Genomic DNA, 24,674 nt, shown 5'->3' on the forward strand with positions numbered 1-24,674 from the left:
AGCTCCGACAGACCGCGTCAAAAAATTACGGTCAGGAGTGCTCGGCTTGACGGAGGAGGTCAATCAAATTGGCGACCTCATGCAGCCGGGGCGACTTCAGCGGCAAATCGCGATCAGTGCGCTCGACAATGACCAGGTCGTCCTGCGGGATGACGAAGGCATATTGGCCGCCCGCACCCCAGGCGAAATACGCGCCCGTCGGAAGGCGAAATGCATTTGCGCTCGCATCGGTGCCTGACGACGGCCGGTTGGCGGTCCACCAGAGATACCCGTATCCGAACCCATGATCGGCGTTCGAATAGGGCGTGGTGCTTGCCCGCACCCATTGCTGGGGCACGATCTCCTGCCCGTTCCAGCGCCCGCCATCGAGAAAGAGGAGAGCGAAGCGGGCAAGATCCCGCGTGCTCATCCGGAACGTATAGGCGGGATGGATCGATGCGCGCCCGCGGACCTTGTGCTGCGCATGCGGGTCGTAATCCTGCATCCCGATTTTCCGGGCGATCTCATCCTCGAATGCATCGTAGATGGAGGCGCCGGTCGCCTTCTCGTAGATCGTGCCGAGGGCGTTGAAATCCCAGTTGTTGTAGTACCAGAACGTCCCCGGCGCATGGCTGAAGCGCTGCGGCCGCCGCGCGGCCATCGCCTCGGTCTCATAGAGCGCCGGATGATAAATGCCCGATCGCGCCTCGAGAAGCATCCGGACCGTCGCCTGCTTCTCCTGATCGGACAGCGACGGCGGCTTGTCGTCTATACCCAATTGCTGAAGCGTGCTGCCAGGATCGATCTGATGACGCCCGACTGCGATCCCGATCAGGGAGTTAAGCAGGCTCTTGCGGATGGAAGCCAGCTCCATCGGCTTGCTCGTATCTCCCCATTCGGCAACGACAGCCCCATGCTGGACCACCATGACGGCACTGACATCGTGCCCGTCGGCGAAGGCCTTCGCCTCGGCCAATTTCGGCGCCGACCATCCGGATGCCTCAGGAGAAACATGCGCCCATTCGGCCAAAGGCACGGTTTGCGCCAAAGCCGGCGTCGATAGCAGTCCAACCAATAGCAACCAGATGAAACGCATAGCCGATGCCCTGTGTCACACATCGCCATCGAATTTCCGGGCGAATAAGTCTTTTCGGCGGCTGAAGCTCGCCCGGCAAGTTTCTGCGACATCAGGGCGCATGCATTCCCTTTCGCGATGCGCGAAACCAAGGAGCTAGATGCCCCCACGCCGGATCGTCAATGTCCCCGTTTCCGCATTCAGTTCCGCAACGGCTCCGATCAAGGCACTGACGGGGCTGCGCCCATGCCCCAGCGGCAAACCGCCAAGGACCGGCACGCCGAGCACATCAAGATGTTCGCGCAGGATATCGATGACCGAGAAGCGGAGGTCGAATTCGAAATCGGTAAACTGGCCAATGGCGACGCCTGCCAGGCCGTCGAGATGCCCGCCCTTGCGCAGCATGGTCATTTGCCGATCCACCTGCCCGCGATAAAGACTGACCGCTTCCAGCAGCAGGATCGCCCCATGCAAATCCGGCAATGCCCAGCCGGCTGCCGTCGCCACCATGTCGAGGTTGCCGCCTATAAGCCGGCCAGTCGCGGTTCCGCTTGTGGTCAGTGCGGATGTCGGCTCCTCGGCGCGGGATTGGACAATGATATCCTCCGTCGTCATCAGTGCCCGGCGAAGCGCGCCGATGGTCTCAGGACTAACATCCTCCTCCCCGGGGCCGGCGAAAAGGGCGCCATGAATGCCGATCAGGCCACTATGTTTCAGGAAGCTGAGATGCAACGCGGTGATATCGCTGAAACCGATAAGGAACTTTGGATCGCGACGAGCGGCCGCAAAATCCAGCCGGTCGGCAATTCGGTATGATCCCTTGCCGCCGCGCGTGGTGAAGACCGCCCGAACCTCGGGATCGCGAAGCGCGCCATCCAGATCCGCCAACCGCTCTTCGTCGGTTCCGGCGAGATAATCGTGCTTGCAAAAAACATGCTCGCCGAAATCGACGCGCAGCCCCCAGCCCTTCAGTATTTCGGCGTGCCGGAGGACCCTATCCCTGTCGGGCGGGCTGGCGGGAGAGACAAAGCGGATCTTGTCTCCCGGCCGCAATGGCGGCGGCGTCACAATCCGATCGGCGGTTTCATGATTCAATGATTCCATGCCGCGATCTTGGCATGGAATGATGACAGGCGTCAGCCTTGGATAGATGGCTAGATCGTCAACCAAGCGACGGGTTTAGGATGCTAGCCTCTTTCGAAGGGGATCGCACGGCGTTGGCATAAGCCTCGGATAGCTGTGCGGCTTTCGTCTTGCCTTCCCATAATGGCAGACCGACCGACTGCGACACGGCGGGGTCGGTCGTGAAGACCGGATAGCCGCGCTCCATCAGCCGCTCGAGCACTTCGCGATCCTTGCGGACATGCAGCCGGGTCAGGTTTTCCTGATTGTAGACATGGCCACCGGAATCCGGGTTGATGCCGGTAATGATGACCGCGCTGGCACCGTTATAGAGGGCAAAAAGAACGGCATTGATGCCATTCGAGCATTTGTCGTCGGCACCGAGCTCGCTGCATTTCACTCCACCGACACGGTCGAGAAGCGCCATGCGCCTGTAGCGGTCAACGATCTGAAGCCGGTCATAGCCGTAGTTGAAGGCCTTTAACCCGTCTTCGAGGCGTTTGAATTCCTCCCGCCAGAGCAGGACATAAAGCATCCTGGTGCGTTCGCCGTTCAGCACACGGCGTACTTCGACGGCATTGGTGTTCTTGCCCTCGATCTGATTGAACTGAACAAGCGTGACATCTGGGGCTTCTATCCCCCATGCCTTCGTGACCACCTGCGAACCATTGATGGTAATCACCCGGAAGGTCTGGTCGAAATCCGCAGGCTTGTTCGACACCGGCGCCGATCCGACGACGAGAACGGGCCCGTTGAAGGGCTCTGCCAGCACGGGCGGCTTTGGTCGCGTCAGATGATATTTGACCTGCCTGTATATATGCTTCTTCAGTTCGCTAAATTGAGCAGCCATTATCCGCCTTGTCATCTCCCAGGGTCGAGCCGGTGAAACGTGATTCGAAACATTCCGTTCCGAACGTTTGACGAGATAAGTATCGCTGCCTCTCCTCATATAAGCAAAATAAAGAAACTTTACAAAATATAACCCAAGGTGAGGCAGGCCTGGCCGTCAGCAGCTTTACCGTGTGCTCAAGGTGCGCGACACAGCGTTTTTCCAGCCCTTCAGCTTTGCATTTCTGGCCTTGGCATCCATGTCGGGCTCGAACCTCCGGTCACGCGCCCAGGCCTTGGCAAAACCATCACGATCCGGCCAAACACCAGCACGGCTGCCCGCCAGCCACGCTGCGCCAAGAGCCGTGGTTTCCAGGATCTTCGGCCGATCGACCGGAGCATCGAGCAGATCGGCCAGCCGCTGCATCGTCCAGTCCGACGCCACCATGCCGCCATCGACACGCAGCACCGTGCCCTCTCCGTCGCCGTTGCGCCAATCCTTGTGCATGGCGTCCAGAAGGTCACGTGATTGGTAGCACACCGCTTCCAGCGCCGCCCGGACGATTTCCTCAGGCCCGCTGTTGCGCGTCAGCCCGAAGATCGCGCCACGCGCATCCGGGTCCCAATAGGGCGCACCGAGACCGGTGAAAGCCGGCACGAGATAGACCTCCTGCAGCGGGTCGGCCTTAGCAGCCAGTTCGCCGGAATCGGAGGCGCGCTGGATCGTCTTCAGCCCATCGCGGAGCCATTGCACGGCCGCACCCGCGATGAAGATCGAGCCTTCCAGCGCGTAGGTCGTTTCGCCGTCCAGACGATAGGCGATGGTGGTCAGCAGCCGGTTCCTGGAGCGCACCATATCGGCGCCGGTATTCAGCAGCGCAAAGCAACCGGTGCCATAGGTGGATTTCATCATGCCGCGCTCGAAGCAGGCCTGGCCGATGGTCGCCGCCTGCTGGTCGCCGGCAACGCCGAGGATCGGGATCGCGGCATCGAAGAGCGAGGGATCGGTGATGCCGAAATCGGCAGCGCAATCCTTCACATCTGGCAGCATCGCAGCCGGCACGCGCAGGATATCGAGCAGCTCTTCATCCCATTCATTGCTGCCGATATTGTACATCAGCGTCCGCGAGGCATTGGTCGCATCGGTGACGAAGCTCTTGCCGCCGGTCAGCCGCCAGATCAGGAAAGTGTCGATGGTACCGAAGCAGAGCTCGCCCTTGGCGGCGCGCGCACGAGCGCCCTTCACGTTGGTCAGCAGCCAGGAGAGCTTCGTGCCGGAAAAATACGGGTCGAGCAGCAAGCCCGTATGGCGGGTAAAGAGCTTTTCCAGGTTCTGCCGTTTCAGCTTCTCGCAATAGCTTGCCGTGCGGCGATCCTGCCAGACGATGGCATTGTGGATCGGCTTGCCCGTCTCGCGATCCCAGACGACCACGGTCTCGCGCTGGTTGGTGATGCCGAGTGCGGCGATATCCTTGGCCGTTATGCCGGCGGCCTCGATGGCCTTGCGAACGGTGAAGAGGACCGATGACCAGATCTCCTCGGGATCATGCTCGACCCAGCCCGGTTTCGGATAATGCTGGGTGAACTCCTTCTGCCCGACACCGGCAACCTTCATCTTGCCATCGAAAACGATGGCCCGCGTTGACGTCGTTCCCTGGTCGATCGCCAAGACATAGCCGCTCATGCATTCCTCCCGACTGTTGCGTCCCAATCAACAGATACGCGAGCAAAACGAATGTGAAAAGAAAGCAAAACGAAATTTTTCATCGAACAACCGCTTCCCCGTTCCCACCATCGTGGTCAACAGCCTCACAAAAGGATCTAGCGTCAATGCGATTGCCATATCTGCGGGTTTGGGACTAGGCTCAAGCCACTTTTGCGTTGCAGCAAGACGCTGCGCTGTACAGGGAGAAGATCATGGCTAGAACAGTTGTCGTCACCGGTTCCACGAGCGGTATCGGCCTTGCCATCGCCACCGCCTTCGCCGCCAAGGGCGATAACGTCGTCATCAACGGCTTCGGAAAGCCCGAGGAAATCGATGCGATCAAGACCAGGCTTGAAGCCTCCAGCGGCGGCAAGGTGATCTATCATCCGGCCGACATGACAAAGCCCGCGGAGATCGCCGACCTGATCGCCACAGCCAATTCGACCTTCGGCAGCGTCGATGTCCTCGTCAACAATGCCGGCGTCCAGCATGTCGAGAAGATCGAGGACTTTCCGATCGAGAAGTGGGACCAGATCATTGCGATCAACCTGTCCAGCTCCTTTCACACGATCCGCGCCTCCATTCCATTGATGAAGGCTAGGAAATACGGCCGCATCATCAACATCGCTTCGGCTCATGCCCTCGTCGCCTCGCCCTTCAAATCCGCCTATGTCGCGGCAAAGCATGGTATATTGGGCCTGACCAAGACGGCAGCGCTCGAGCTTGCCGAGTTCGGCGTCACGGTGAATGCCATCTGCCCCGGCTACGTGCTGACCCCGCTTGTCGAAAAGCAGATACCGGACACGGCCAAGGCGCGCGGGATGACCGAGGAACAGGTCAAGACCGAAGTCATCCTCAAGGCCCAGCCGACGCATGAATTCGTCAAGGCCGAAGAGATCGGCGCCTTGTCGCTCTATCTCGCCAGTGACGAGGCACGTCAGGTCACCGGAACACACGTCTCGATTGACGGTGGCTGGACCGCGGCATAACGATAGACGGTTAGGGCCGGCTTCGCACAGGCGCTTCCGGCCCCGGCCAACGACAGAGAATTCGGGAACGATATGAACGACAGCATCCGCTTTATCCTCAACGGCGAGGATATTACGCTCTCCAATCTGCGCCCCACCGAGACGCTGCTCGATTTCCTGCGCCTGAAGCGCCGCCTGACGGGAACGAAGGAGGGATGCGCGGAAGGCGACTGCGGCGCCTGTACGGTGCTGGTTGGACGGTTGATCGACGGCGGGCTTCACTATGAGTCGGTCAACGCCTGCATCCGCTTCGTCGGCTCGCTGCATGCGACCCACGTCGTCACTGTCGAACATCTGGCTGCCCAGAACGGCACCCTGCATCCGGTGCAGCAAGCCATGGTCGATTGCCATGGCTCTCAATGCGGTTTCTGTACGCCGGGCTTCATCATGTCGCTCTACGGCCTCTGGCTCTCGACCGAAAAGCCGAGCCGGGCTCAGATCGAGAAATCGCTCCAGGGTAATCTCTGTCGATGCACCGGCTACGAGCCCATCGTCAAGGCGGCCGAACTGGTCAGCGAGAAGCGGCCAAGCGCCCTCTTCGATCCGATTGAGAAAACCAGGGCCGATATCATCGCACGCCTCTGGCCGATGCAGAGCCACGACACCATTACCGTAACCGAAGGCGAGGATCGCCTGATCGTACCCGGCTCGGTTTCAGCCCTGGCGCAGGTGCTTGCGGACGAGCCGAAGGCAACCGTGGTCGCCGGCTCCACAGACGTCGGCCTCTGGGTCACCAAGCAGATGCGTACGCTCAACCCGGTGGTTTTCATCAATCATTTGAGCGAGCTGCAGAGGATCACTATCGAAGATGACGGCCTGACCATCGGCGCCGGCGTCACCTATAGCCGCGCCTTTGCTGCCATCGGCGAGAAGATCCCTGCGCTTTCAGGCTTGATCAACCGCATCGGCGGCGAGCAGGTGCGCAACATGGGCACCATCGGCGGCAATATCGCCAATGGCTCGCCGATCGGCGATTCCCCGCCGCCATTGATCGCCCTTGGCGCAACCGTCAGGCTGCGCTCGGTGGCCGGGACGCGCAGCCTGTTGCTCGAAGATTTCTTCATCGACTACGGTAAGCAGGATCGCAATCCCGGTGAATTCGTCGAAAGCATCTTCGTGCCCTACCCCGCCGACGATGTGCATTTTGCCGTCTACAAGATCACCAAGCGCCGCGACGAGGATATTACGGCCGTGCTCGGCGCCTTCCATCTGGTGCTCGATGATGCCGGCAACGTCGCCGATATCCGCATCGCCTTCGGCGGCATGGCCGCGACCCCGAAGCGCGCCCGCACCGTCGAGGCCGAGCTGATTGGCAAGCCCTGGGCGGAAGAGACCGTCACGGCCGTTCGCCCCGCCTTCGATGCCGATTACAAGCCGTTGACCGATTGGCGCGCCACCGCCGAATATCGGCGGCTGACCGCCAAGAACCTGCTTCTCCGCTTTTATCTGGAGACATCCGGTGCGCCGCAGGAGCTGAAACGCTTCGCAACGGCGGAGGCTTGAACCATGGATAAATCCGCTTTCGAAGAACGCAAGGTTGTCATCAACGGCTCGATGCATGGATCGCTGAAGCATGATTCAGCCCATAAGCACGTGACCGGAGCTGCCGACTATATCGACGATATTCCTGAACCGACAGGTTTGCTGCATGGTGCGCTTGGCCTCTCGGACCGCGCCCATGCAGAACTCGTCTCCATCGATCTTTCGGCCGTGAAAGCCTATCCCGGCGTCGTCTGGGTCTTTACCGGCGCCGACGTTCCCGGCGTCAACGACACCAGCTCCAACGGCATGCATGACGAGCCGTTGCTCGCCGAGACCAAGGTCGAGTTTCACGGCCAGCCGATCTTCGCCGTCATCGCCGAAACGCGCGATGCGGCCCGTCGCGCCGCTCGCCTCGCCAAGATCGACTACCGCGACCTCACGCATTGGAGCGATATCGATGGCGCGCTCGCCAATGGCGCACCGCTCGTCTACGAGCCGATGACGCTGAAGCGCGGCGAGCCCGAAACCGAAATGGCCAACGCCAAGCACCGCATCAAGGCACAGATGCGCATCGGCGGCCAGGAGCACTTCTATCTCGAAAGCCATATCGCCATGGCGATCCCCGGCGAGGACGATGAAGTCACCGTCTGGTCGTCCACCCAGCATCCGAGCGAAATCCAGCATATTGTCGGCCATGTTCTGGATATTCCGTCCAATGCCGTCACGGTCGTCGTGCGCCGCATGGGCGGCGGTTTCGGCGGCAAGGAAACGCAGGGCAATCAGTTTGCGGCTCTGGCCGCCGTCGCCGCCAAGAAGCTCGGCCGCGCCGTCAAGTTCCGGCCCGACCGCGACGAGGATATGAGCGCCACCGGCAAGCGCCACGACTTTCTGGTGGATTACGAAGTCGGCTTCGACGATGACGGCCGCATCCATGCGGTCGACGCCACCTATGCCGCGCGCTGCGGCTTCTCCTCCGACCTATCCGGCCCGGTCACCGACCGCGCGTTGTTCCATGCGGATTCGAGCTATTTCTATCCGCATGTGCACCTGACATCGAAGCCGCTGAAGACGCATACCGTCTCCAACACGGCCTTTCGCGGCTTCGGCGGCCCGCAAGGCATGGTCGGCGGCGAGCGCATGATCGAAGAGATCGCCTATGCGCTCGGCAAGGACCCGCTGGAAATCCGCCGCGCCAACTTCTACGGCCAGCCCGGTTCCGGCCGGACGCTCACGCCCTATCATCAGGAAGTCACCGACAACATCATCAATCGCATCGTCGATGAGCTGGAAGAATCCGCCGATTATCAGGCAAGGCGCAAGGCCATCATCGAGTTCAACCGCTCCAGCCGCTTCATCCGTAAGGGGATCGCGCTGACACCGGTGAAATTCGGCATCTCCTTCACCATGACCGCCTTCAACCAGGCGGGCGCGCTGGTGCATGTCTATCAGGATGGCTCCATTCACCTGAACCACGGTGGCACCGAGATGGGCCAAGGCCTTTATACGAAGGTCGCGCAGGTGCTAGCCGATAGCTTCCAGGTCGATATCGACCGGGTGAAAATTACTGCGACGACGACTGGCAAGGTGCCGAACACATCGGCAACCGCCGCCTCCTCCGGCTCCGACCTGAACGGCATGGCCGCCTATGATGCCGCCCGCCAGATCAAGGAGCGGCTCGTCGCCTTCGCCATCGAGAAGTGGGGAGTCGGTGCCGAAGAGGTGCAGTTCCTGCCGAACCGCGTGCGGGTCGGCGACACCGAAATCCCCTTCCCCGATTTCGTCAAGCAGGCCTATTTCGCCCGCGTGCAGCTCTCCGCCGCCGGCTTCTACAAGACGCCGAAGATCCATTGGGATCGCAAGGCCGGCCGCGGCACGCCCTTCTACTATTTCTCCTATGGAGCCGCCTGCTCGGAAGTGTCGATTGACACGCTGACCGGCGAATATTTGATCGATCGCGCCGATATCCTCCACGATGTCGGCCGTTCCCTCAATCCGGCGATCGATATCGGCCAGGTTGAGGGCGCCTTCGTGCAGGGCATGGGCTGGCTGACGACCGAGGAGCTCTGGTGGGATGCCAAGGGAAGGCTGCGCACGCACGCGCCCTCCACCTACAAGATCCCGCTCGCCTCCGACCGACCGAAGATCTTCAACACACGCCTTGCCGAATGGTCCGAAAACACGGAAGCCACCATTGGCCGTTCCAAGGCTGTGGGTGAGCCGCCCTTCATGCTCCCGATCTCGGTGCTTGAAGCATTATCGATGGCGGTTGCGAGCGTTGCGGATTATCGCGTCTGCCCGCGCCTCGACGCGCCGGCAACGCCGGAACGGGTGCTGATGGCGGTGGAGCGCCTGAAGGGCATGTGATGGCTATCGTGCCAGACAAAAGTGGCATGCAGAAAGTCGGAAGCCACAAAGCGAACTCGTGTTTGCCGCAGCAAGCCCCCCTCTGTCACTGTCGTGACATCTCCCCCACAAGGGGGGAGATCATTGGGAGTTTGTCGCGCCACCTGACAAAACATGGCAACGTTGTTTCCACGAGCAATCAATTCGTTTGATACTCGTGGAGGCTACGGGCTACCAATCTCCCCCCTTGTGGGGGAGATGTCACGAAAGTGACAGAGGGGGTATACGCCCCCAACATTGACAAGCTCGGAAGTCATAGCCGCCCTGACGGCCACCGATCCTTCGACAGCGTCTTCAGCCTATCGCAACCGAACGTCGTCATAATGCGGCTCGCGTCCATCCAGGAAACCCAGATCGCGTTTCACCCGGTCCGGTATGTCTTCAAGATCCAGACGCGAGGATGGCTCGGCATGCCTGGCGAAGACCTGCGCCAACGATTCCAGAACCCGTGCGAAGCCTGAAGGCTTGGCCACTTCCATTCGTTCCACAGCATAACAGTCCATGACAACACCTCAATTCAATCAACGATGTGAATTGCACTTTGCTGCCAAAAATGCTGAAATTCCAATCGAACTATCGCCTGGATGCATAAAGAGAACTTATCCATGAAGCTGTCGAAACGCTTCCCTTTGAATGCCCTCCGCGTCTTCGAAGCCGCCGCCAGGCTCGGCAGTTTCACCCGCGCCGGCGACGAGCTGGGCATGACGCAGACGGCCGTCAGCTATCAGATCAAGCTGCTTGAGGAGACCGTGGGCGAGCCGTTGTTCCTGCGCCGCCCGAGGCAGATCGAACTGACCGAGACCGGGGAGCAACTGGCGCCAAAAGTGGCCGAAGCCTTTGGCATGCTGCAGGATGCCATGGCCTCGATCAGCGGCGACGCCGAGACCACGCTTCTCATCCATTCGACGCCGACCTTTGCCTCCCAATGGCTTGCCCGCCATCTCGGCTCGTTTCAGCTCAAGCATCCCAAAATCGCCGTTCGACTGTCGACCTCAGGCTCGATCATCGATTTTGCCCGTGAACCGTCCGACATCGCCGTCCGCGCCGGCTTGGGCACATGGCCCGGCCTGCGGTCGCATCTGCTGATGAAAATGACCTTCACCCCCATGCTGAGCCCGGCGCTGGCTGAGACGATCGGCGGCGTGCACGAACCGGCTGATCTGCTGAAGCTGCGCATCATCGATGCCGGCGATCCCTGGTGGGTTACATGGTTCCAGGATGCCGGCGTTACTGACCCCGGCCTTCAGGGCAGGCCGCGAAGCAGGCTGGGTGCGCAATCCTTCGAGGCAAGTGCTGCCCTGGCCGGTCAGGGTGTCGCCGTTCTCACACCCGAATTCTATGCGGAAGAGCTTGCCTCCGGTCGATTGATCCAGCCTTTCAATATCCTCTCGACCGACGGAGCGGACTACTGGGTCGCCTACCCGGAAAACAGGCGTCATACACCGCGCATCCGAGCCTTCAGGGACTGGCTCCTTGCCGAATTCGGCCGCCCCCTGGAATAATGCGGCCAGGCGCTCGCCAAGACCGCTGCTTTTGGCTCGCCTATCAAACTCTCCGCTTCCATCCGACCTCAACATTTTGCAAGGTGTCGAGTCGAAAGAGAAGAAGGGGAACCGCATGTATGAGTATGCCATAGCGTGGGAATGGCTGGCTTTTGCCGCCCGCTGGTTCCACGTCATAACCGCAATTGCCTGGATCGGTTCGTCCTTCTATTTCATCGCGCTCGATCTCGGGCTGGTGAAGCGCCCGCACCTTCCGCCCGGAGCCTATGGCGAGGAGTGGCAGGTTCACGGCGGCGGCTTCTATCATATCCAGAAATATCTCGTGGCCCCGGCACAGATGCCGGAGCATCTGACCTGGTTCAAATACGAGAGCTATTTCACCTGGCTGTCCGGCTTCCTGATGATGTGCATCGTCTATTATGGCGGCGCCAATCTCTTTCTCATCGACCGGCATGTGCTCGACGTGAGCGTCCCCGTTGCCATCCTGATCTCGCTTGCCTCGCTCGCCGGCGGCTGGATTGTTTATGATCTGCTCTGCAAATCGCCGCTCGGCAACAATACCTGGGGCCTTATGGCGGTGCTTTACGCCGTGCTGGTCTTCATGGCCTGGGGCTATACGCATCTCTTCACCGGCCGCGCCGCCTTCCTGCATCTAGGTGCTTTCACCGCGACGATCATGTCCGCCAACGTCTTCATGATCATCATCCCCAACCAGAAGGTGGTCGTCGCCGACCTGATCGCCGGCCGCACGCCGGACCCGAAATACGGCCGCATCGCCAAGCAGCGCTCGCTGCACAACAACTACCTGACGCTGCCCGTCATCTTCTTCATGCTGTCGAACCATTATCCCCTGGCCTTCGGCACGGCCTATAACTGGGTGATCGCAGCATTGGTGTTCCTGATGGGCGTCACCATCCGTCATTGGTTCAACACGACGCATGCCCGCAAGGGCCGCCCGACCTGGACCTGGATCGTCACGCTCGTCATCTTCATCGTCATCATGTGGCTTTCGACCGTTCCGAAGGTGCTGACCGGCGAGAAGGATGCCAATGCGGTCGCGCCCGCCTTCCAGCAATTCGCCTCGGACGCGCATTTCCCGGCCGTCAAGCAGATGGTCTCGACACGCTGTTCCATGTGCCATGCGGCCGAGCCCGTCTATGAGGGAATTGTCCGGCCGCCGAAGGACGTCATGCTGGAAAATGACGCGGAAATCGCTATGCATGCCCGGGAGATCTATATCCAGGCCGGCCGCAGCCATGCCATGCCTCCGGGCAACGTCACCGAGGTGACGCCCGAGGAGCGCAAATTGCTGGTCGCCTGGTTCGAAAGCTCCATCGGAGAAAAGAGCCAATGACCACCCTTCTGCGCGGCCGCCTGCTGTCCTTCAAGCGCCTGCCGCAAAGCCTCGATGATACGGATAGCTACGCTTACGAAAGCGACGGCGGCCTGCTGATCGAGAACGGCATCATCGTCGCGACCGGCCCCTATGCCGATATCAAGGCGCAGGCACCGGAAAACGTCACCGAAATCGACCACCGCCCGCATCTGATTCTTCCCGGATTCATCGACATGCACCTGCATTTCCCGCAGATGCAGGTGATCGCCTCCTACGCTGCCAATCTGCTGGAATGGCTGAACACCTACACCTTCCCCGAGGAATGCCGCTTCGTCGAAAGCGCGCACGCCGAGCGCATCGCCACGCATTTCTATGACGAGCTGATCCGCCATGGCACGACGACGGCCGTTGCCTATTGCTCGGTGCACAAGACCTCCGCCGACGCCTTCTTCTCCGAGGCTATGCGCCGCAACATGCGCATGGTCGGCGGCAAGGTGATGATGGATCGTCACGCGCCGCAGGGCCTGCTCGATACGCCTGAAATGGGCTATGACGAGACACGCCAGGTGATCGCTGACTGGCACGGCAAAGGCCGCAACCATGTTGCCATCACGCCGCGCTTCGCCATTACCTCGACGCCGGCGCAGATGGAGGCGACGGCCGCGCTTGCCCGGGAATTCCCGGATCTGCACATTCAGACCCATCTGTCCGAGAACCACGACGAGATCGCCTTCACCTGCGAGCTCTACCCGGAAGCGATCGACTATACTGATATCTACGCCCGCTACGGGCTACTTGGCTCCAAGAGCCTGTTCGGTCATGCAATTCATCTCTCCGAGCGCGAGGCCGATGCCATGAGCGAGGCCGGCGCGGTCGCCGTGCATTGCCCGACCTCGAACCTCTTCCTCGGCTCCGGTCTCTTCCCGCTGAAGGCGCTGGCACGCCGTGAAAAGCCCGTTCGTATCGGCGTCGCCACCGATATCGGCGGCGGCTCCAGCTATTCCATGCTCAGAACCATGGATGAGGCCTACAAGATCCAGCAGCTCCTCGGCGAGCGCCTGAACCCGCTGGAAAGCTATTACTACATGACCCGCGGCAATGCCGAGGCCCTCTCCCTTGTCGACAAGATCGGCACGCTGGACACCGGCACGGAGGCAGACCTCATCATCCTCAACGCCGCCGCCACGCCGGCCATGGCGCTGAAGATGGAGGTGGTGAAGAACCTCACCGAAGAACTGTTCCTGCTGCAGACGATGGGCGACGACCGCGCTATCTTTGAAACCTATGTCGCAGGGAAACCGATGAAATCGATCCTGCAATAAGGCGACAAGACGCAACACAACCACCGAGAAGGCAGACAGCCATGACCGCGCCGCTTACCATTGCCGAACTGAAACAGATCGCCAAGCGGCGCGTGCCGAAGATGTTTTTCCAATATGCCGATTCCGGGTCCTGGACGGAATCGACTTATCAGGCGAACGAGGCCGATTTCGCCAGGATCAAGCTGCGCCAGCGCGTCCTCGTCGACATGTCCGACCGATCACTGGCAACCACAATGGTCGGCCAGAAGGCCTCCATGCCGGTGGCGCTGGCGCCGACCGGCCTCACCGGCATGCAGCATGCCGATGGCGAGATGCTGGCGGCGCGCGCAGCCGAGGAATTCGGCATTCCCTTCACGCTCTCGACCATGAGCATCTGCTCGATCGAGGACATCGCCTCGGTGACGAAACAGCCCTTCTGGTTCCAGCTCTATGTGATGAAGGATCGCGATTTCGTCCTGAACCTGATCCAGCGCGCCAAGGCAGCAAAATGCTCGGCGCTGGTACTGACGGCCGATCTGCAGATCCTCGGGCAGCGCCACAACGACATCCGCAACGGCCTCTCCGCCCCGCCGAAAATGACGGCGAAAAACGTCTGGCAGATGGCGACAAGGCCGCGCTGGTGCCTGGAGATGCTGAAAACGAAGCGCCATTCCTTCGGCAACATCATCGGTCATGCCAAGGACATTTCCAACATGACGACGCTGTCGAATTGGACGCATTCGCAGTTCGATCCCAAGCTCTCCTGGAGCGATGTCGCCTGGATCAAGGAGCAATGGGGCGGCCCGCTGGTCATCAAGGGTATTCTTGACCCCGAGGATGCCAGAGCGGCTGTCGATACCGGCGCCGATGCCATCATTGTTTCCAACCATGGCGGTCGTCAGCTCGATGGTGCTCACTCCTCCATCAGCATGCTGCCAAGGATCGTCGACGCCGTCGGCGACAAGATCGAGGTGCATATGGACGGCGGCATCCGCTCGGGCCAGGACGTGCTCAAGGCTATCGCTTACGGCGCCAAGGGCACTTTCATCGGCCGCCCCTTCCTCTACGGCCTCGGCGCCATGGGCAAGGAAGGTGTGACGCTGGCGCTCGAAATCATCCGCAAGGAATTGGATACTTCCATGGCGCTTTGCGGCAAGCGCGATATCAAGACAGTCGGACGGGATATTCTCGCCGATCTCTAGCGCAACCAGCCCGTCGCCAGACCGCTTGCCCATTCGGCTCGGCCCTTCTGCATCGCCAGCTCCGCCATGGCTTGATGGTCATAAGCCACATTCCGGAAGACCGGCAGCCAGCCGTCGCCCTGCTTTTCCAGGATCGCATAGCAGGCGAAGGGATGGCCGGCCTCCACCTTGTGAGGGTAAGGCAGATCGTCGTCATAGGCCGGGCACCCGACGCTGCCGGGATTGACGATCAGGCGCCCGTCGGAAAGGCGAACGGCACGCGGAATATGGCTGTGACCGCACAGGATCAACGGAAACTCGACGCCACCGACCAACGCTTCGATCTCTTCCAGCGGCTTCAAACAGACATGACCGTCCGGCGAGACGGATTCGAGCCAATAGACGTTATCATCAGCCGGAGTGGCGTGGCAGAGATAGGCCTCATTGCGGTAGACGGTGCTGAACGGCAGGCTGCGCAGCCAATCGAGATGACGTTCGTTCAATTCCGCATATGCGACGCTGTCCGAAGCATGCATCGCGTCAGGCACCTGCTCGATCAGGTAGCGGTCATGGTTGCCGCGAACCGTCACGGCGTTGAGCCCCAGCAGGATATCGGCGGTCTTTCCCGCCGTGAGCGGCCCGCTGAAACAATCGCCGAGATTGACGATCTCGGTGATGCCTTGCTGGCGGATATCCGCAAGCACCGCCTCCAGCGCCAGATGATTGCCGTGGATGTCCGCAATCGCCGCAAAACGCATATCTCAGCTCCCGCGATAGGTGGAATAGCCATAGGCCGAGATAAGCAGCGGCACATGATAATGCGCCGTCGTATCGGCAATGCCGAAGCGGATGGGCACGAGATCGAGAAAGGCGGGCTCCGTCAGCTTCGCACCGCTTGCGCGCAGATAGTCACCAGCCCGGAACAGCAGTTCATAGGTGCCGGCAACGAAGCTGTCGCCGATCAGGATAGGGCCGCCGTCAACGCGCCCGTCCGAATTGGTTGTCACCGTCTTCAGATGGATACGGGCATCCCCCTCGATCCTGAAAAGATCGATCACCAGGCCTTCGGCCGGCTTGCCGAGGGCTGTATCGAGCACATGGGTCGTCAGTCCGGTCATAGCGTTGGTGCTCCGATGATGAAGGGGGTATCGAAGAAGAATTCCACTAGGTTGTTTCCCGGCCCGTCGCGGTCGACGACGAGAAAATCGCTCTGCTCGCCAAGCGCCATCAATGGATAATGCCAGACTTTAGCGCGGTAATTCACGCCCTGATCGCCGCGTGCCAGGAAGATCTCCGGCTTGCCCGGCTTGCCGTCCTCATCCCGCGCAACGACCACCAGGAAGGGCCGACCGTTGAGCGGCACGAAGGCCTGGCTGCCGAAGGGGTGATGCTCCATCATCTCGATCGCATAGGGAAAGGCGCGCGGTTGGCCGCGAAAGATATTCAGGATCACCCGTGCCCCATCGCCGATGGCCTCGGCGCTGGCAAGTGCGTGAAAACGCTCCGTCGTACCGCCATTGATGAGCCGCATCGTCGTCGGATCGGCCTCGATCACATCGCCGAATGGTGTGAATGCCGCCTTTGTCAGGGGGCGAATGTCCAGTTGCTGTGTCATTCTATGATTATTCGCCTTCCGCTCGCCAATGGCGAATGGAGTCCAGGAGTGAGAGCAGGTCCGGAACTGAGGTCCGCGCCATATCCCATAGAGCCGTCAGCTCGATGTCGACATAGCCCTGCGCAATTCGATTCCGAAAGTTGCCTAGCGCATGCCAAGGCAGATCCGGATGGTCAACGGTAAATTCGGGATATTCCTCCGAAATGCGCAAGGCCGCTTCGCCCAGCAACGTCAGATTCATACCGACGGCGCGTTGTTTCTCGAGGTCATCGAAAAAGGCATCTCGATCAATTCCGTGCAGAAACGAACCGATTTCGGACGCGGCCCGCTGCATGCGATCGAGATAGGTAACCAGCCGATCCAAACTCATGTCACACACCCTCTTTCAGCCAGATACCAAGTCACGACAGGGGCTGAAAGTGGCTGCACTCTCTGCATCTCAGCTTTCCGGAAGCAGGGATTGCAGGCGCAACAGGGCGATCTTCTCCACCTGCGCCGTTGCCGTCGCAAACTCCGCCTCGCGGTCGTTGCCAACACGCGTCTCGAAAGCGGCCAGAATATCGTCCTTGCCGAGACCCTTCACCGCAATAATGAAGGGAAAGCCGAACTTGGTTACATAGGTAGCGTTCAGCTGCGTGAAGCGGGCATGTTCTGTGGGGCTCAGTCTGTCGAGCCCGGCGCCGGCCTGCTCCTTGCGGCTGTCCTCGGTGAGCTCGCCGGCAATCGCCAGCCGGCCAGCCAGATCGGGATGAGCTCGCAGGACGCCAAGCCGCTCATCCGCATTCGCCGCGCGGAAAGACGTCGTCAGGCCCGCATGCACACCACCGGATGTCAACGGCTCGAAAATGGCCCCGGCATCATAAGCGCGCTCGGCTATGAAGGGAGAATGTTCGAAAACGCCACCGAAGCGGCTCACAAATTCGTCGCGCGATACCATCTCAGCGCGCGCCTCCAGGGAGATGCTGCTCGTACCAATGGTTGGCGATCTCGACACGCCGGGGGATCCAGACCTTATCATGCTTCAAGACATATTCGATGAAGCGTCGCAGCGCTGCGGCTCGACCGGGGCGGCCGACGAGACGGCAATGCAAGCCGACGGACATCATCTTCGGGCTGCCCTGCTTCCCCTCCTCGTAAAGCGTGTCGAACGCATCCTTGAGATAGGTGAAGAACTGGTCGCCGGAGTTGAAGCCTTGCGGCGTGGCAAAGCGCATATCATTGGTCTCAAGCGTGTAGGGAATGATCAGGAACGGCTTGCCGTTCACCCCATCGACCCAATAGGGCAGATCATCGGCATAGGAATCGGAGGAATAGAGGAAGCCGCCCTCCTCCATGACGAGCCGCAGCGTATTGTCTGAGGGTTTGCCCTGATACATGCCGTAAGGCCGCTCGCCGGTGATCTCGGTATGCAGCCGCACCGCCTCGAAAATGTGCTTGCGCTCAAGATCCTCCGAAAAATCCTTGTATTCCAGCCAGCGATAGCCGTGGCTGGCAATTTCCCAGCCGGCCTCTTTCATCGCGGCAACTGCCTCGGGATTGCGCGCCATGGCAAGCGTCACGCCATAGACTGTCGCCTGAACCTTCAGCTCGGTGAACATGCGCCACAGCCGCCAGAAGCCGGCACGCGAGCCATATTCGTAGATCGATTCCATATTGAGATTGCGCTGGTTCGGCCAAGAGGCCGCACCGACGATCTCGGACAGCAGATTTTCCGACCCCGGATCGCCGTCGAGAATGCAGCTTTCCCCGCCCTCTTCATAATTGATCACGAACTGCACCGCGACGCGCGCGTCGCCAGGCCATTTCGGATCGGGAGTGTTGCGGCCATAGCCGATGAGATCGCGGGAGTAGTTTTCCGACATTGAAGCACCTTCTCGAATAAGGAGAACGGTAGCACCCGTGCCGCGAATGTCGAGACGGAAAGTGGGAAAATCACTTTCTCTTCAATGGCAAGCCGCCAATACGACCGGCACCGCTGGCCTAGGCAATCTTGCGGGCGCTGACCTTGCCCATCGGATGCAGGGAATGCACCCGGAAGGGACCGCCTGCACCATCTTCCATCATCAGCGCGATGTTGGAGACGGGAATTGGTGCCGCAAGCGATGGCTCGAAGAAGTCACGCAGCGACCGCTCGATTCGCAGCATATCGCCGGGGCTGATCGTGCCGGTCAGCATCATCTGAAAGCGAAATTCATCCATCACATGCGGATGGCCCCAACGGTGCAAATTGGCAAATTGCGTCGCCGAAAGACCGTCCGGATCGATACGTTCGATCTCGGCTTCGCTCAGTGGCGCGCGATAGTGGTCGAAAGCCTGAACCAGCGACGCGGCGAGAAAATGCATCTGCTGGCTGGGTGCTGATGGCACGAGACCCAGGGCGCCGCTCAGCCGCGCGACTTCAAGCCTTGGAATTTCGAAGGGCGCGACCGAGCCGGAAAACCGCATGAGATCACGCAGCAGCGCCGCCTCGGACACATCTTCCGCCAGACGGAAAGGCGCCTTCAGCAAACCCATGAAGCCATAGCGGCGGGGAACCGCAGTATAGAAAGCGATCTCATGGATCCCGAGGCCGCGCACCGCGGGCGGATCGACCATCTCGCCGGAATAGACGTTACGGCCGAGCCAATTTGCGGCCACAAGCGTCAGCGGATCGCTCGCGGACGGCGTGAAGCAAATGGCATAGCGCATAAAATCTCCTCCCAGGCACGACAAACCGGCTGACCGAGCGGGTTGCTGACGGCCAAGCAGATAGGTGATTTGCGTGACAAATTGACGACCTGAAGGGGGCGTATATTCACATTTTGTGTGATACGACTGCAATATGACTTGCCAGGGTGAATGTCTGCGGCAACTTGAAGCAAGACGGCATGTCAACTGCCTCGCATACAGCCGCTTCCGCCAGCCGATGCGCCAATCCGAAGCTCACCTTGAAACCGCCCGTCAGTGCGATCAATGAGGGATGATCGGGATGCGCGCCGACCATCGGGTCACGATCGATCGCCTTCGGCCGCAGACCGGCCCAACGCTCGACGACCTCAGCTCCCAGCAAGGCCGGCGCCATCGAGCGGGCTGCGGCCAGCAGATCATCCAACTGGCCATCCGTAGATAGCGGATCTTCGAACCGGTTCTCGCTGGTGCTGCCGACGGCAACCATTCCGCCCTCATGCGGGACGATATAGAGGCCATCGCGAAAGATCACCGGCAGGCTGGCGTCGACATCCGCCTTCAGCAGAGCCGCCTGCCCTTTGACGGGTTGACCCAGAGAGGATTTGCGATCGAGGGTCAGTCCGTCGAGTATCGGGAAAGAGCTGTGTCCGGCCGACAGGATGCAGCGGGCAAACAACATATTACCTTCACTCGTGGTCGCCACGCCTCTGTCCGGATCGATACTCTGGACGCTCACGCCCTCAAGCAGCCGGACGTGCCTGGCACCCGCAAGAAAGGTCAACAGCGCTTTCAATAGAGCACGAGGCGAGACACGTGCCGCCAGCGTGTCAAAGACGAATCCGCTTTCGGCCGCCGCAGGATCGATCCAGCCGGGAACAGGTGCCGCGTCGAGCACATGCCAGTGAAACTCACGCCCGCCCTGGTGCCAATGCGTTTGCGCATCCCGCGAATGACCAAGCGCGATCTCCCGCAGATGCGGCTTCGGCAGCGGGATCAGGCGCCCGGCGCGACGGTAACCGGCGGAAAGCCCGGTCGCCGCTTCCAGCACCGCAACTTCCTCTTCCAGAGCCACGAGCGCGTCGAACTGAAACTGCTTCTTCTCGGACCACTTGTCCGGCATATGCGGCATCAGCGCGCCGAGCAGGCCGCCGCTTGCGCCCTGTCCAAACCTGTTGGCATCGACCAGCAGCGTTCGAATGCCGAGACGCTCGGCATGAACAGCTGCCCACAAGCCCATGATGCCGCCACCGACGATCAGAAGATCGACAGATGATTGACCGGCAGGCCCCGGAGGATTATCGGCTCTTTCCATGACAGATCCAGTTTCCGATCGGACGCAGACGCCCGAAACCAGCGCGGCAAGCCCGGAGCTCGAATGGCGCGACGGCGATATGCCCTATTCGCCGGCTTTTGGCGATCATTTTTATTGCCAGACCGACGGCCGGCTGGAATGCGGCCATGTCTTCCTGGCCGGCAATGACCTGCCTGCGCGCTGGCAGGAGCAGCAGAATTTCCTCATCGGCGAGCTTGGTTTCGGCACCGGCCTGAATTTCTGCGAGACGTGGCGTCAATGGCGCCGCCAAGCTGGCCCTGAATCCGAACTGCATTTCATGTCCTTCGAACTCTACCCGATGCAGGCTGATCAGATCGATCGCGCCCTGTCGCACTGGCCCGAGATCGATCGCGAACGGCAGGCCCTCGTCGCCGCATGGCCCGGCGATCCCCAAGGCATCGTCTCGCTGCAACTCGACGCCCATACGCGCCTGACCGTCGTCTGCGGTCCGGCGCTCGAAGGGGTCAGCAATGCAGAATCCGGCTTTGATGCCTGGTTTCTCGATGGCTTCGCGCCATCACGCAATGCAGACATGTGGTCGCCGGAGCTGATGCAGGCCCTTTACGACAAAACCGTCCCGAACGGCACCTTTGCCACCTACGCCGCCGCAGGCTTCGTGCGCCGCAATCTGCAGGCAACGGGTTTCGCCGTCGAGCGACGGCCGGGCTTCGCCGGCAAGCGAGAAATGCTCTGCGGCGTCAAACCGGCCTAACTGTTGAAGCGGCCGGCCTGAAAAACCGCATCGCCAAGCCAGCGTTCGATCTTGGCCTCGAGAAGTTCCGGGCTGATCGGCTTCGACAGGCAGTCGTCCATGCCAGCCTCCATGCACATCGCGCGATCGACCTCAAGCGCCTGCACCGTCACGCCGATGATCGGTACATGCCAGCCCTGCCCGCTCTGCGCCTCGAACTGCCGAATCATTCGCGTTGCCTGATGACCGTTCATGACCGGCATGGAGACATCCATCAGGATCAGAGAGGGCCGCAATTGGCGCCAGGCATCTACAGCCGCCTCGCCGTTTTCCACGACAAGAAAACGCAGGCCAGTCGCTTGCAAGATCTGTGTGAAGACGATCTGGTTAACTTCGTTGTCCTCGGCGACGAGAACATCGATAGCGTTGCCAGGTCTCGCCGAGGCCAACTGTTCGGTCGCCTCGATCGCGGCGGCAGCTTCCGCCTCTATCGGCATAGTCCGGGTGACAGGGCTTGGCTGACCGATCATCTTGCGTCGACGTGACGTGCGGACCACGTCGATAACTGTGCTGCGCAACGCATTGGCCCGCAACGGCTTCATCAGATGCGCTTGACCGTTGACCGCGGTCAGCTCCTTGTCGTAGCCGACCACCCCCATCGATGTCAGAAACATCACCGGCAGGGAAACGAACCGAGGATCGGCACGGATAGCGCGTGCGACCTCATAACCATTCATATCAGGCATGCTATAGTCGATGATCATGGCATCGACCGGTACGCCCATGCCGAAAGCGGCGTCCAGAATGGCAAGAGCGGTACTGCCGCTCTCGGCCGCATAGCCGTCGAAGCCCCATTGCACCAACTGTTCGGTCAGGATGCGCCGCTGGATCTCATTGTCCTCGACGATCAGGATGCCGGCATTCTTGACGTCCGCAGGCAGATCCAACGGTTTGCCGCGATCAACGACCAGAGGCACGGGCAGATAGACCGTAAAGACGGAGCCCTTGCCCCATTCGCTTTCCACCGCCAGCGATCCGCCGAAGAGTTCGACCAGGCCGGCCGTAATGGCAAGCCCGAGGCCGGAGCCTTCGAGGCGCCGCGCAAAAGATGAATCCGCGAGCGAGAATTTTTCGAAGATGCTGTCGAGCTTCCCATCCGGAATACCGATGCCGGTGTCCTCGACGCGCAGCATCAGCGAGACGTCTTCGCTGAAGATCGGTTGGCTGCCCAGCTCGACGAGAACGTGGCCACGCTCGGTAAATTTTATCGCATTGCCGACGAGATTGGTGACGATCTGGCGGAACCGCCCGGCATCCCCAAGCACTGCTGCCGGCACATCGGGCGCAGCGCGCATGATCAGCTCGATATTCTTCTCCGACGCAGCTGCCGCCAGCAGCGTCGTGATATCCTCAACCGCCTCCACCGGATCAAACGCCATCTTGCGCAGGTGCATCGCGCCCGTGTCGATCTTTGAGAAATCGAGCACGTCGTTGATGATGGTGAGAAGCGCATTGCCCGATTTGACGATGATATCGACGAATGTCTTCTGCCGCGCGTCCAGATCGGTCTTGGCAAGTAATTCCGCCATGCCGAGAACGCCATTCATCGGCGTACGGATTTCATGGCTCATATGGGTCAGAAATTCAGACTTCGCGCGATCCGCGGCGTTGCTGCGGGCCAGCAGAAGCTGCAGCTCCGCCTCTCGCTCCTTCATATCGGTGACATCGGTCAGCACGACGGTCCAGCGGCGATGACCGCCGATCGCGCCGTCGAGCTGTATCCAGCGACCGCCAACGACCTGAAATACGCAGGAGATCGGCGTGCCCGCTGCAATGCTCTCGCTCCAGGACTGCCGTATTGCTTCCGCGTCGTCACCGTAATCTCCGCGTGCGGCGCAGTAGTCAAAAGCGGCGGACCAGTCCTTGCCGACCTCCAGAAGCTCCGCCGGCAGCTTCAGCATGTGCTGAAGCCTGTCGTTTGCCAGCATGATCGTGCCATCCTGCACGATCAACAGCCCCTGCGACATGGCCTCCATCGCATCCGCCATGAGCTCACCTAGTCGCTCCAGCGCAAGCCGCGTCTCGGTAATCTCCTGTGATTGCTGCTTGACGGAGGAAATGTCCGTGTAGGACATCAATGTCCGGCCATTGGAAATGCGGCGAGCGTCGATGATGACAGATTTGCCGTCGGCGAAATTCACTTCCGTCTGCAGATGTGGCCCTGCCTTGCGCAGCGCAGCCAGACGCGCCTCGTAGATGTCGTCGACGCTGCGATCCGAGCCGAAGCGTTCCAGTTCAAAATGCTTGGCGATCAGATCGCGATAAGGCCGTCCCTCGAAACGCTCGTCCTTCGGGAATTCCGAAATGTCGTACCAGGCATCGTTGACGTATTCGACGATGTAATCGCTGTTATGGATCAGAACCCCGATCGGCATCGAGCGAAGGATATTGTCGAGGTCCTGATGCAACGCCTCGGCGCGGGCTTGCGCTTCGATCAGTTGCATCTCTCGCTGTTTCAGTGCCGACGTATCGGCGACAGAACCTATCGTGTAGTGCTTGCCATCAGGTGTCGTCGCGCGATTGACACGGATCTTGACGGGGCGTTTCACCTGCTGCCGATCGACGATTTCGCTTTCGAATTCGTGCTCTCGCCCTTCCCTCAGCGCAGCCTCGTTTTCCGCAAAGAATTCGTCGGCGCCGACATCGAACATTTCATGTTCGGTCTTGCCGAGCATTTCCTCGCGATCGAGGCCGATGATGGCCGCATGAGCTGCATTGGAATAGATCAGCCGATGGTCGGCATCGCGCACGAAGGTCGCGACCGGCAGATCCTCCAGAACAGCACTGAAAAAGCCTACATCGTCGGCCTTCTCTCGCACTTGACCCGCAGGTGAAACCTTGCCCGAGACAGCCGGGGTGTCGAGAAACATCCCGAAAACATAAACACGATCTTCAGAAGCCGAGAAGCTTTCGATCTGAATGCCCGAACGCCGACGTCCTGTGGTGTCGAAGCACAGCGTTGTTTCCTCGGAGCCGAAGACGAGAGCTCGGCGCTCCTTGTCTTCCCTCTCGGCACTCTCACCAGCGTCGAGGAGATCGTGGCTGCGATTGCCGATGAAATCGGAGATGTCGCGGCCGAAAAACCGCGCATAGGCCTCGTTGACGGCGACGTAGCGTAGCTCGCTGTTCTTGATGTAGGCAGGCCTGTCCAGACTGGCGATCCGGCGGCACGCTATCTCCAGCAGTTCACCGTCCAAGGTCAAACGGAGCCTCTCTTCTCAGCGCGCATAGTGGTTCATCAAACGACGCTCTATCACGAACCGCTTTAACAAGGCGTTAACCATGATTAACCGATAGGGCAGCGTCGCGTTCAGACTACGGACTATCCTATAACGGTCATGTCTTGGTCGCAAACGACGACGGTAT

General features: G+C 60.4%; 22 protein-coding genes. 8 read left to right on the plus strand and 14 right to left on the minus strand.

Annotation, left to right across the window (positions count from 1 at the left end):
• Positions 1-31: 31 nt before the first annotated feature.
• From ACQZ6F_RS09725 to glpK, 4 genes are all read right to left on the minus strand, one after another.
• On the minus strand, positions 32-1,075 hold the full coding sequence (locus ACQZ6F_RS09725) for a serine hydrolase domain-containing protein (protein WP_449091959.1): 1,044 nt from the start codon (positions 1,073-1,075) through the stop codon (positions 32-34).
• Between the two features lie 135 nt (positions 1,076-1,210).
• A complete protein-coding gene (locus ACQZ6F_RS09730) occupies positions 1,211-2,158 on the minus strand; it encodes a S66 peptidase family protein (RefSeq protein WP_449091958.1) in 948 nt (315 codons plus the stop codon).
• A 58-nt stretch (positions 2,159-2,216) separates the two neighbouring features.
• On the minus strand, positions 2,217-3,026 hold the full coding sequence (locus tag ACQZ6F_RS09735; protein ID WP_449091957.1) for a membrane-anchored protein: 810 nt from the start codon (positions 3,024-3,026) through the stop codon (positions 2,217-2,219).
• A 165-nt stretch (positions 3,027-3,191) separates the two neighbouring features.
• Positions 3,192-4,688, minus strand: a complete 1,497-nt coding sequence (gene glpK, locus ACQZ6F_RS09740; RefSeq protein ID WP_449091956.1) for a glycerol kinase GlpK — start codon at positions 4,686-4,688, stop codon at positions 3,192-3,194.
• A 233-nt stretch (positions 4,689-4,921) separates the two neighbouring features.
• On the opposite strand from glpK, the gene ACQZ6F_RS09745 reads away from it, so the two are divergent.
• The 3 genes from ACQZ6F_RS09745 (at position 4,922) to xdhB (ending at position 9,583) form a co-directional block, all read left to right on the plus strand.
• A complete protein-coding gene (locus ACQZ6F_RS09745) occupies positions 4,922-5,698 on the plus strand; it encodes a 3-hydroxybutyrate dehydrogenase (RefSeq protein ID WP_449091955.1) in 777 nt (258 codons plus the stop codon).
• A 72-nt stretch (positions 5,699-5,770) separates the two neighbouring features.
• The gene (gene xdhA / locus ACQZ6F_RS09750) at positions 5,771-7,240 is read left to right on the plus strand and encodes a xanthine dehydrogenase small subunit (protein WP_449091954.1); all 1,470 of its coding nucleotides are present in this window, start codon (positions 5,771-5,773) and stop codon (positions 7,238-7,240) included.
• 3 nt (positions 7,241-7,243) lie between these two features.
• Entirely contained in the window at positions 7,244-9,583 is a 2,340-nt protein-coding gene (gene xdhB, locus ACQZ6F_RS09755; RefSeq protein ID WP_449091953.1) for a xanthine dehydrogenase molybdopterin binding subunit, read from the plus strand.
• 338 nt (positions 9,584-9,921) lie between these two features.
• Here xdhB and ACQZ6F_RS09760 read toward each other — a convergent pair whose 3' ends face one another.
• Entirely contained in the window at positions 9,922-10,125 is a 204-nt protein-coding gene (locus ACQZ6F_RS09760) for a hypothetical protein (protein ID WP_449091952.1), read from the minus strand.
• A gap of 81 nt (positions 10,126-10,206) precedes the next feature.
• On the opposite strand from ACQZ6F_RS09760, the gene ACQZ6F_RS09765 reads away from it, so the two are divergent.
• The 4 genes from ACQZ6F_RS09765 (at position 10,207) to ACQZ6F_RS09780 (ending at position 14,963) form a co-directional block, all read left to right on the plus strand.
• Positions 10,207-11,124, plus strand: coding sequence for a LysR substrate-binding domain-containing protein (locus ACQZ6F_RS09765; RefSeq protein ID WP_267549919.1), 918 nt, complete (start codon positions 10,207-10,209; stop codon positions 11,122-11,124).
• 115 nt (positions 11,125-11,239) lie between these two features.
• A complete protein-coding gene (locus ACQZ6F_RS09770) occupies positions 11,240-12,478 on the plus strand; it encodes a urate hydroxylase PuuD (RefSeq protein ID WP_449091951.1) in 1,239 nt (412 codons plus the stop codon).
• Positions 12,475-13,782, plus strand: coding sequence for a guanine deaminase (gene guaD / locus ACQZ6F_RS09775; protein ID WP_449091950.1), 1,308 nt, complete (start codon positions 12,475-12,477; stop codon positions 13,780-13,782). Before ACQZ6F_RS09770 ends, guaD begins: the two co-directional genes overlap by 4 nt.
• 41 nt (positions 13,783-13,823) lie before the next feature.
• A complete protein-coding gene (locus ACQZ6F_RS09780) occupies positions 13,824-14,963 on the plus strand; it encodes an alpha-hydroxy acid oxidase (RefSeq protein ID WP_449091949.1) in 1,140 nt (379 codons plus the stop codon).
• On the opposite strand, the gene ACQZ6F_RS09785 is transcribed toward ACQZ6F_RS09780, so the two are convergent.
• From ACQZ6F_RS09785 to ACQZ6F_RS09820, 8 genes are all read right to left on the minus strand, one after another.
• The gene (locus tag ACQZ6F_RS09785; protein WP_449091948.1) at positions 14,960-15,700 is read right to left on the minus strand and encodes a metallophosphoesterase family protein; all 741 of its coding nucleotides are present in this window, start codon (positions 15,698-15,700) and stop codon (positions 14,960-14,962) included. The genes ACQZ6F_RS09780 and ACQZ6F_RS09785 overlap by 4 nt on opposite strands.
• 3 nt (positions 15,701-15,703) lie before the next feature.
• Complete coding sequence (gene uraH, locus ACQZ6F_RS09790) at positions 15,704-16,060, minus strand: hydroxyisourate hydrolase (protein WP_449091947.1); 357 nt, start codon at positions 16,058-16,060, stop codon at positions 15,704-15,706.
• Positions 16,057-16,557 carry an ureidoglycolate lyase gene (locus tag ACQZ6F_RS09795; RefSeq protein ID WP_449091946.1) on the minus strand — a complete coding sequence of 167 codons (501 nt, stop codon included), beginning with the start codon at positions 16,555-16,557 and terminating at the stop codon, positions 16,057-16,059. The genes uraH and ACQZ6F_RS09795 overlap by 4 nt, the downstream gene beginning before the upstream one ends.
• A 7-nt stretch (positions 16,558-16,564) precedes the next feature.
• Entirely contained in the window at positions 16,565-16,891 is a 327-nt protein-coding gene (locus tag ACQZ6F_RS09800) for a HepT-like ribonuclease domain-containing protein (RefSeq protein WP_449096329.1), read from the minus strand.
• A gap of 105 nt (positions 16,892-16,996) precedes the next feature.
• On the minus strand, positions 16,997-17,494 hold the full coding sequence (uraD, locus tag ACQZ6F_RS09805) for a 2-oxo-4-hydroxy-4-carboxy-5-ureidoimidazoline decarboxylase (protein WP_449091944.1): 498 nt from the start codon (positions 17,492-17,494) through the stop codon (positions 16,997-16,999).
• A 1-nt stretch (position 17,495) separates the two neighbouring features.
• Entirely contained in the window at positions 17,496-18,419 is a 924-nt protein-coding gene (gene puuE / locus ACQZ6F_RS09810) for an allantoinase PuuE (RefSeq protein ID WP_449091943.1), read from the minus strand.
• Between the two features lie 118 nt (positions 18,420-18,537).
• Positions 18,538-19,245, minus strand: coding sequence for a DUF1045 domain-containing protein (locus ACQZ6F_RS09815; RefSeq protein ID WP_068388597.1), 708 nt, complete (start codon positions 19,243-19,245; stop codon positions 18,538-18,540).
• 106 nt (positions 19,246-19,351) lie between these two features.
• Positions 19,352-20,536, minus strand: coding sequence for an NAD(P)/FAD-dependent oxidoreductase (locus tag ACQZ6F_RS09820; protein ID WP_449091942.1), 1,185 nt, complete (start codon positions 20,534-20,536; stop codon positions 19,352-19,354).
• Here ACQZ6F_RS09820 and mnmD point away from each other — a divergent pair.
• The gene (mnmD, locus tag ACQZ6F_RS09825) at positions 20,535-21,269 is read left to right on the plus strand and encodes a tRNA (5-methylaminomethyl-2-thiouridine)(34)-methyltransferase MnmD (RefSeq protein WP_449091941.1); all 735 of its coding nucleotides are present in this window, start codon (positions 20,535-20,537) and stop codon (positions 21,267-21,269) included. The genes ACQZ6F_RS09820 and mnmD overlap by 2 nt on opposite strands.
• Here the strand turns inward: mnmD and ACQZ6F_RS09830 are convergent.
• The gene (locus tag ACQZ6F_RS09830) at positions 21,266-24,511 is read right to left on the minus strand and encodes a response regulator (RefSeq protein WP_449091940.1); all 3,246 of its coding nucleotides are present in this window, start codon (positions 24,509-24,511) and stop codon (positions 21,266-21,268) included. The genes mnmD and ACQZ6F_RS09830 overlap by 4 nt on opposite strands.
• Between the last annotated feature and the right edge of the window lie 163 nt (positions 24,512-24,674).

This window comes from Rhizobium sp. A22-96 (assembly GCF_053521805.1).

Bases quoted from the DNA above. Each gene is read 5' to 3' on its own strand.
- ACQZ6F_RS09725 (WP_449091959.1), bottom strand. From the start codon at position 1,075: ATGCGTTTCATCTGGTTGCTATTGGTTGGACTGCTATCGACGCCGGCT.
- ACQZ6F_RS09730 (WP_449091958.1), bottom strand. From the start codon at position 2,158: ATGGAATCATTGAATCATGAAACCGCCGATCGGATTGTGACGCCGCCG.
- ACQZ6F_RS09735 (WP_449091957.1), bottom strand. From the start codon at position 3,026: ATGGCTGCTCAATTTAGCGAACTGAAGAAGCATATATACAGGCAGGTC.
- glpK (WP_449091956.1), bottom strand. From the start codon at position 4,688: ATGAGCGGCTATGTCTTGGCGATCGACCAGGGAACGACGTCAACGCGG.
- ACQZ6F_RS09745 (WP_449091955.1), top strand. From the start codon at position 4,922: ATGGCTAGAACAGTTGTCGTCACCGGTTCCACGAGCGGTATCGGCCTT.
- xdhA (WP_449091954.1), top strand. From the start codon at position 5,771: ATGAACGACAGCATCCGCTTTATCCTCAACGGCGAGGATATTACGCTC.
- xdhB (WP_449091953.1), top strand. From the start codon at position 7,244: ATGGATAAATCCGCTTTCGAAGAACGCAAGGTTGTCATCAACGGCTCG.
- ACQZ6F_RS09760 (WP_449091952.1), bottom strand. From the start codon at position 10,125: ATGGACTGTTATGCTGTGGAACGAATGGAAGTGGCCAAGCCTTCAGGC.
- ACQZ6F_RS09765 (WP_267549919.1), top strand. From the start codon at position 10,207: ATGCATAAAGAGAACTTATCCATGAAGCTGTCGAAACGCTTCCCTTTG.
- ACQZ6F_RS09770 (WP_449091951.1), top strand. From the start codon at position 11,240: ATGTATGAGTATGCCATAGCGTGGGAATGGCTGGCTTTTGCCGCCCGC.
- guaD (WP_449091950.1), top strand. From the start codon at position 12,475: ATGACCACCCTTCTGCGCGGCCGCCTGCTGTCCTTCAAGCGCCTGCCG.
- ACQZ6F_RS09780 (WP_449091949.1), top strand. From the start codon at position 13,824: ATGACCGCGCCGCTTACCATTGCCGAACTGAAACAGATCGCCAAGCGG.
- ACQZ6F_RS09785 (WP_449091948.1), bottom strand. From the start codon at position 15,700: ATGCGTTTTGCGGCGATTGCGGACATCCACGGCAATCATCTGGCGCTG.
- uraH (WP_449091947.1), bottom strand. From the start codon at position 16,060: ATGACCGGACTGACGACCCATGTGCTCGATACAGCCCTCGGCAAGCCG.
- ACQZ6F_RS09795 (WP_449091946.1), bottom strand. From the start codon at position 16,557: ATGACACAGCAACTGGACATTCGCCCCCTGACAAAGGCGGCATTCACA.
- ACQZ6F_RS09800 (WP_449096329.1), bottom strand. From the start codon at position 16,891: ATGCAGCGGGCCGCGTCCGAAATCGGTTCGTTTCTGCACGGAATTGAT.
- uraD (WP_449091944.1), bottom strand. From the start codon at position 17,494: ATGGTATCGCGCGACGAATTTGTGAGCCGCTTCGGTGGCGTTTTCGAA.
- puuE (WP_449091943.1), bottom strand. From the start codon at position 18,419: ATGTCGGAAAACTACTCCCGCGATCTCATCGGCTATGGCCGCAACACT.
- ACQZ6F_RS09815 (WP_068388597.1), bottom strand. From the start codon at position 19,245: ATGCGCTATGCCATTTGCTTCACGCCGTCCGCGAGCGATCCGCTGACG.
- mnmD (WP_449091941.1), top strand. From the start codon at position 20,535: ATGACAGATCCAGTTTCCGATCGGACGCAGACGCCCGAAACCAGCGCG.
- ACQZ6F_RS09820 (WP_449091942.1), bottom strand. From the start codon at position 20,536: ATGGAAAGAGCCGATAATCCTCCGGGGCCTGCCGGTCAATCATCTGTC.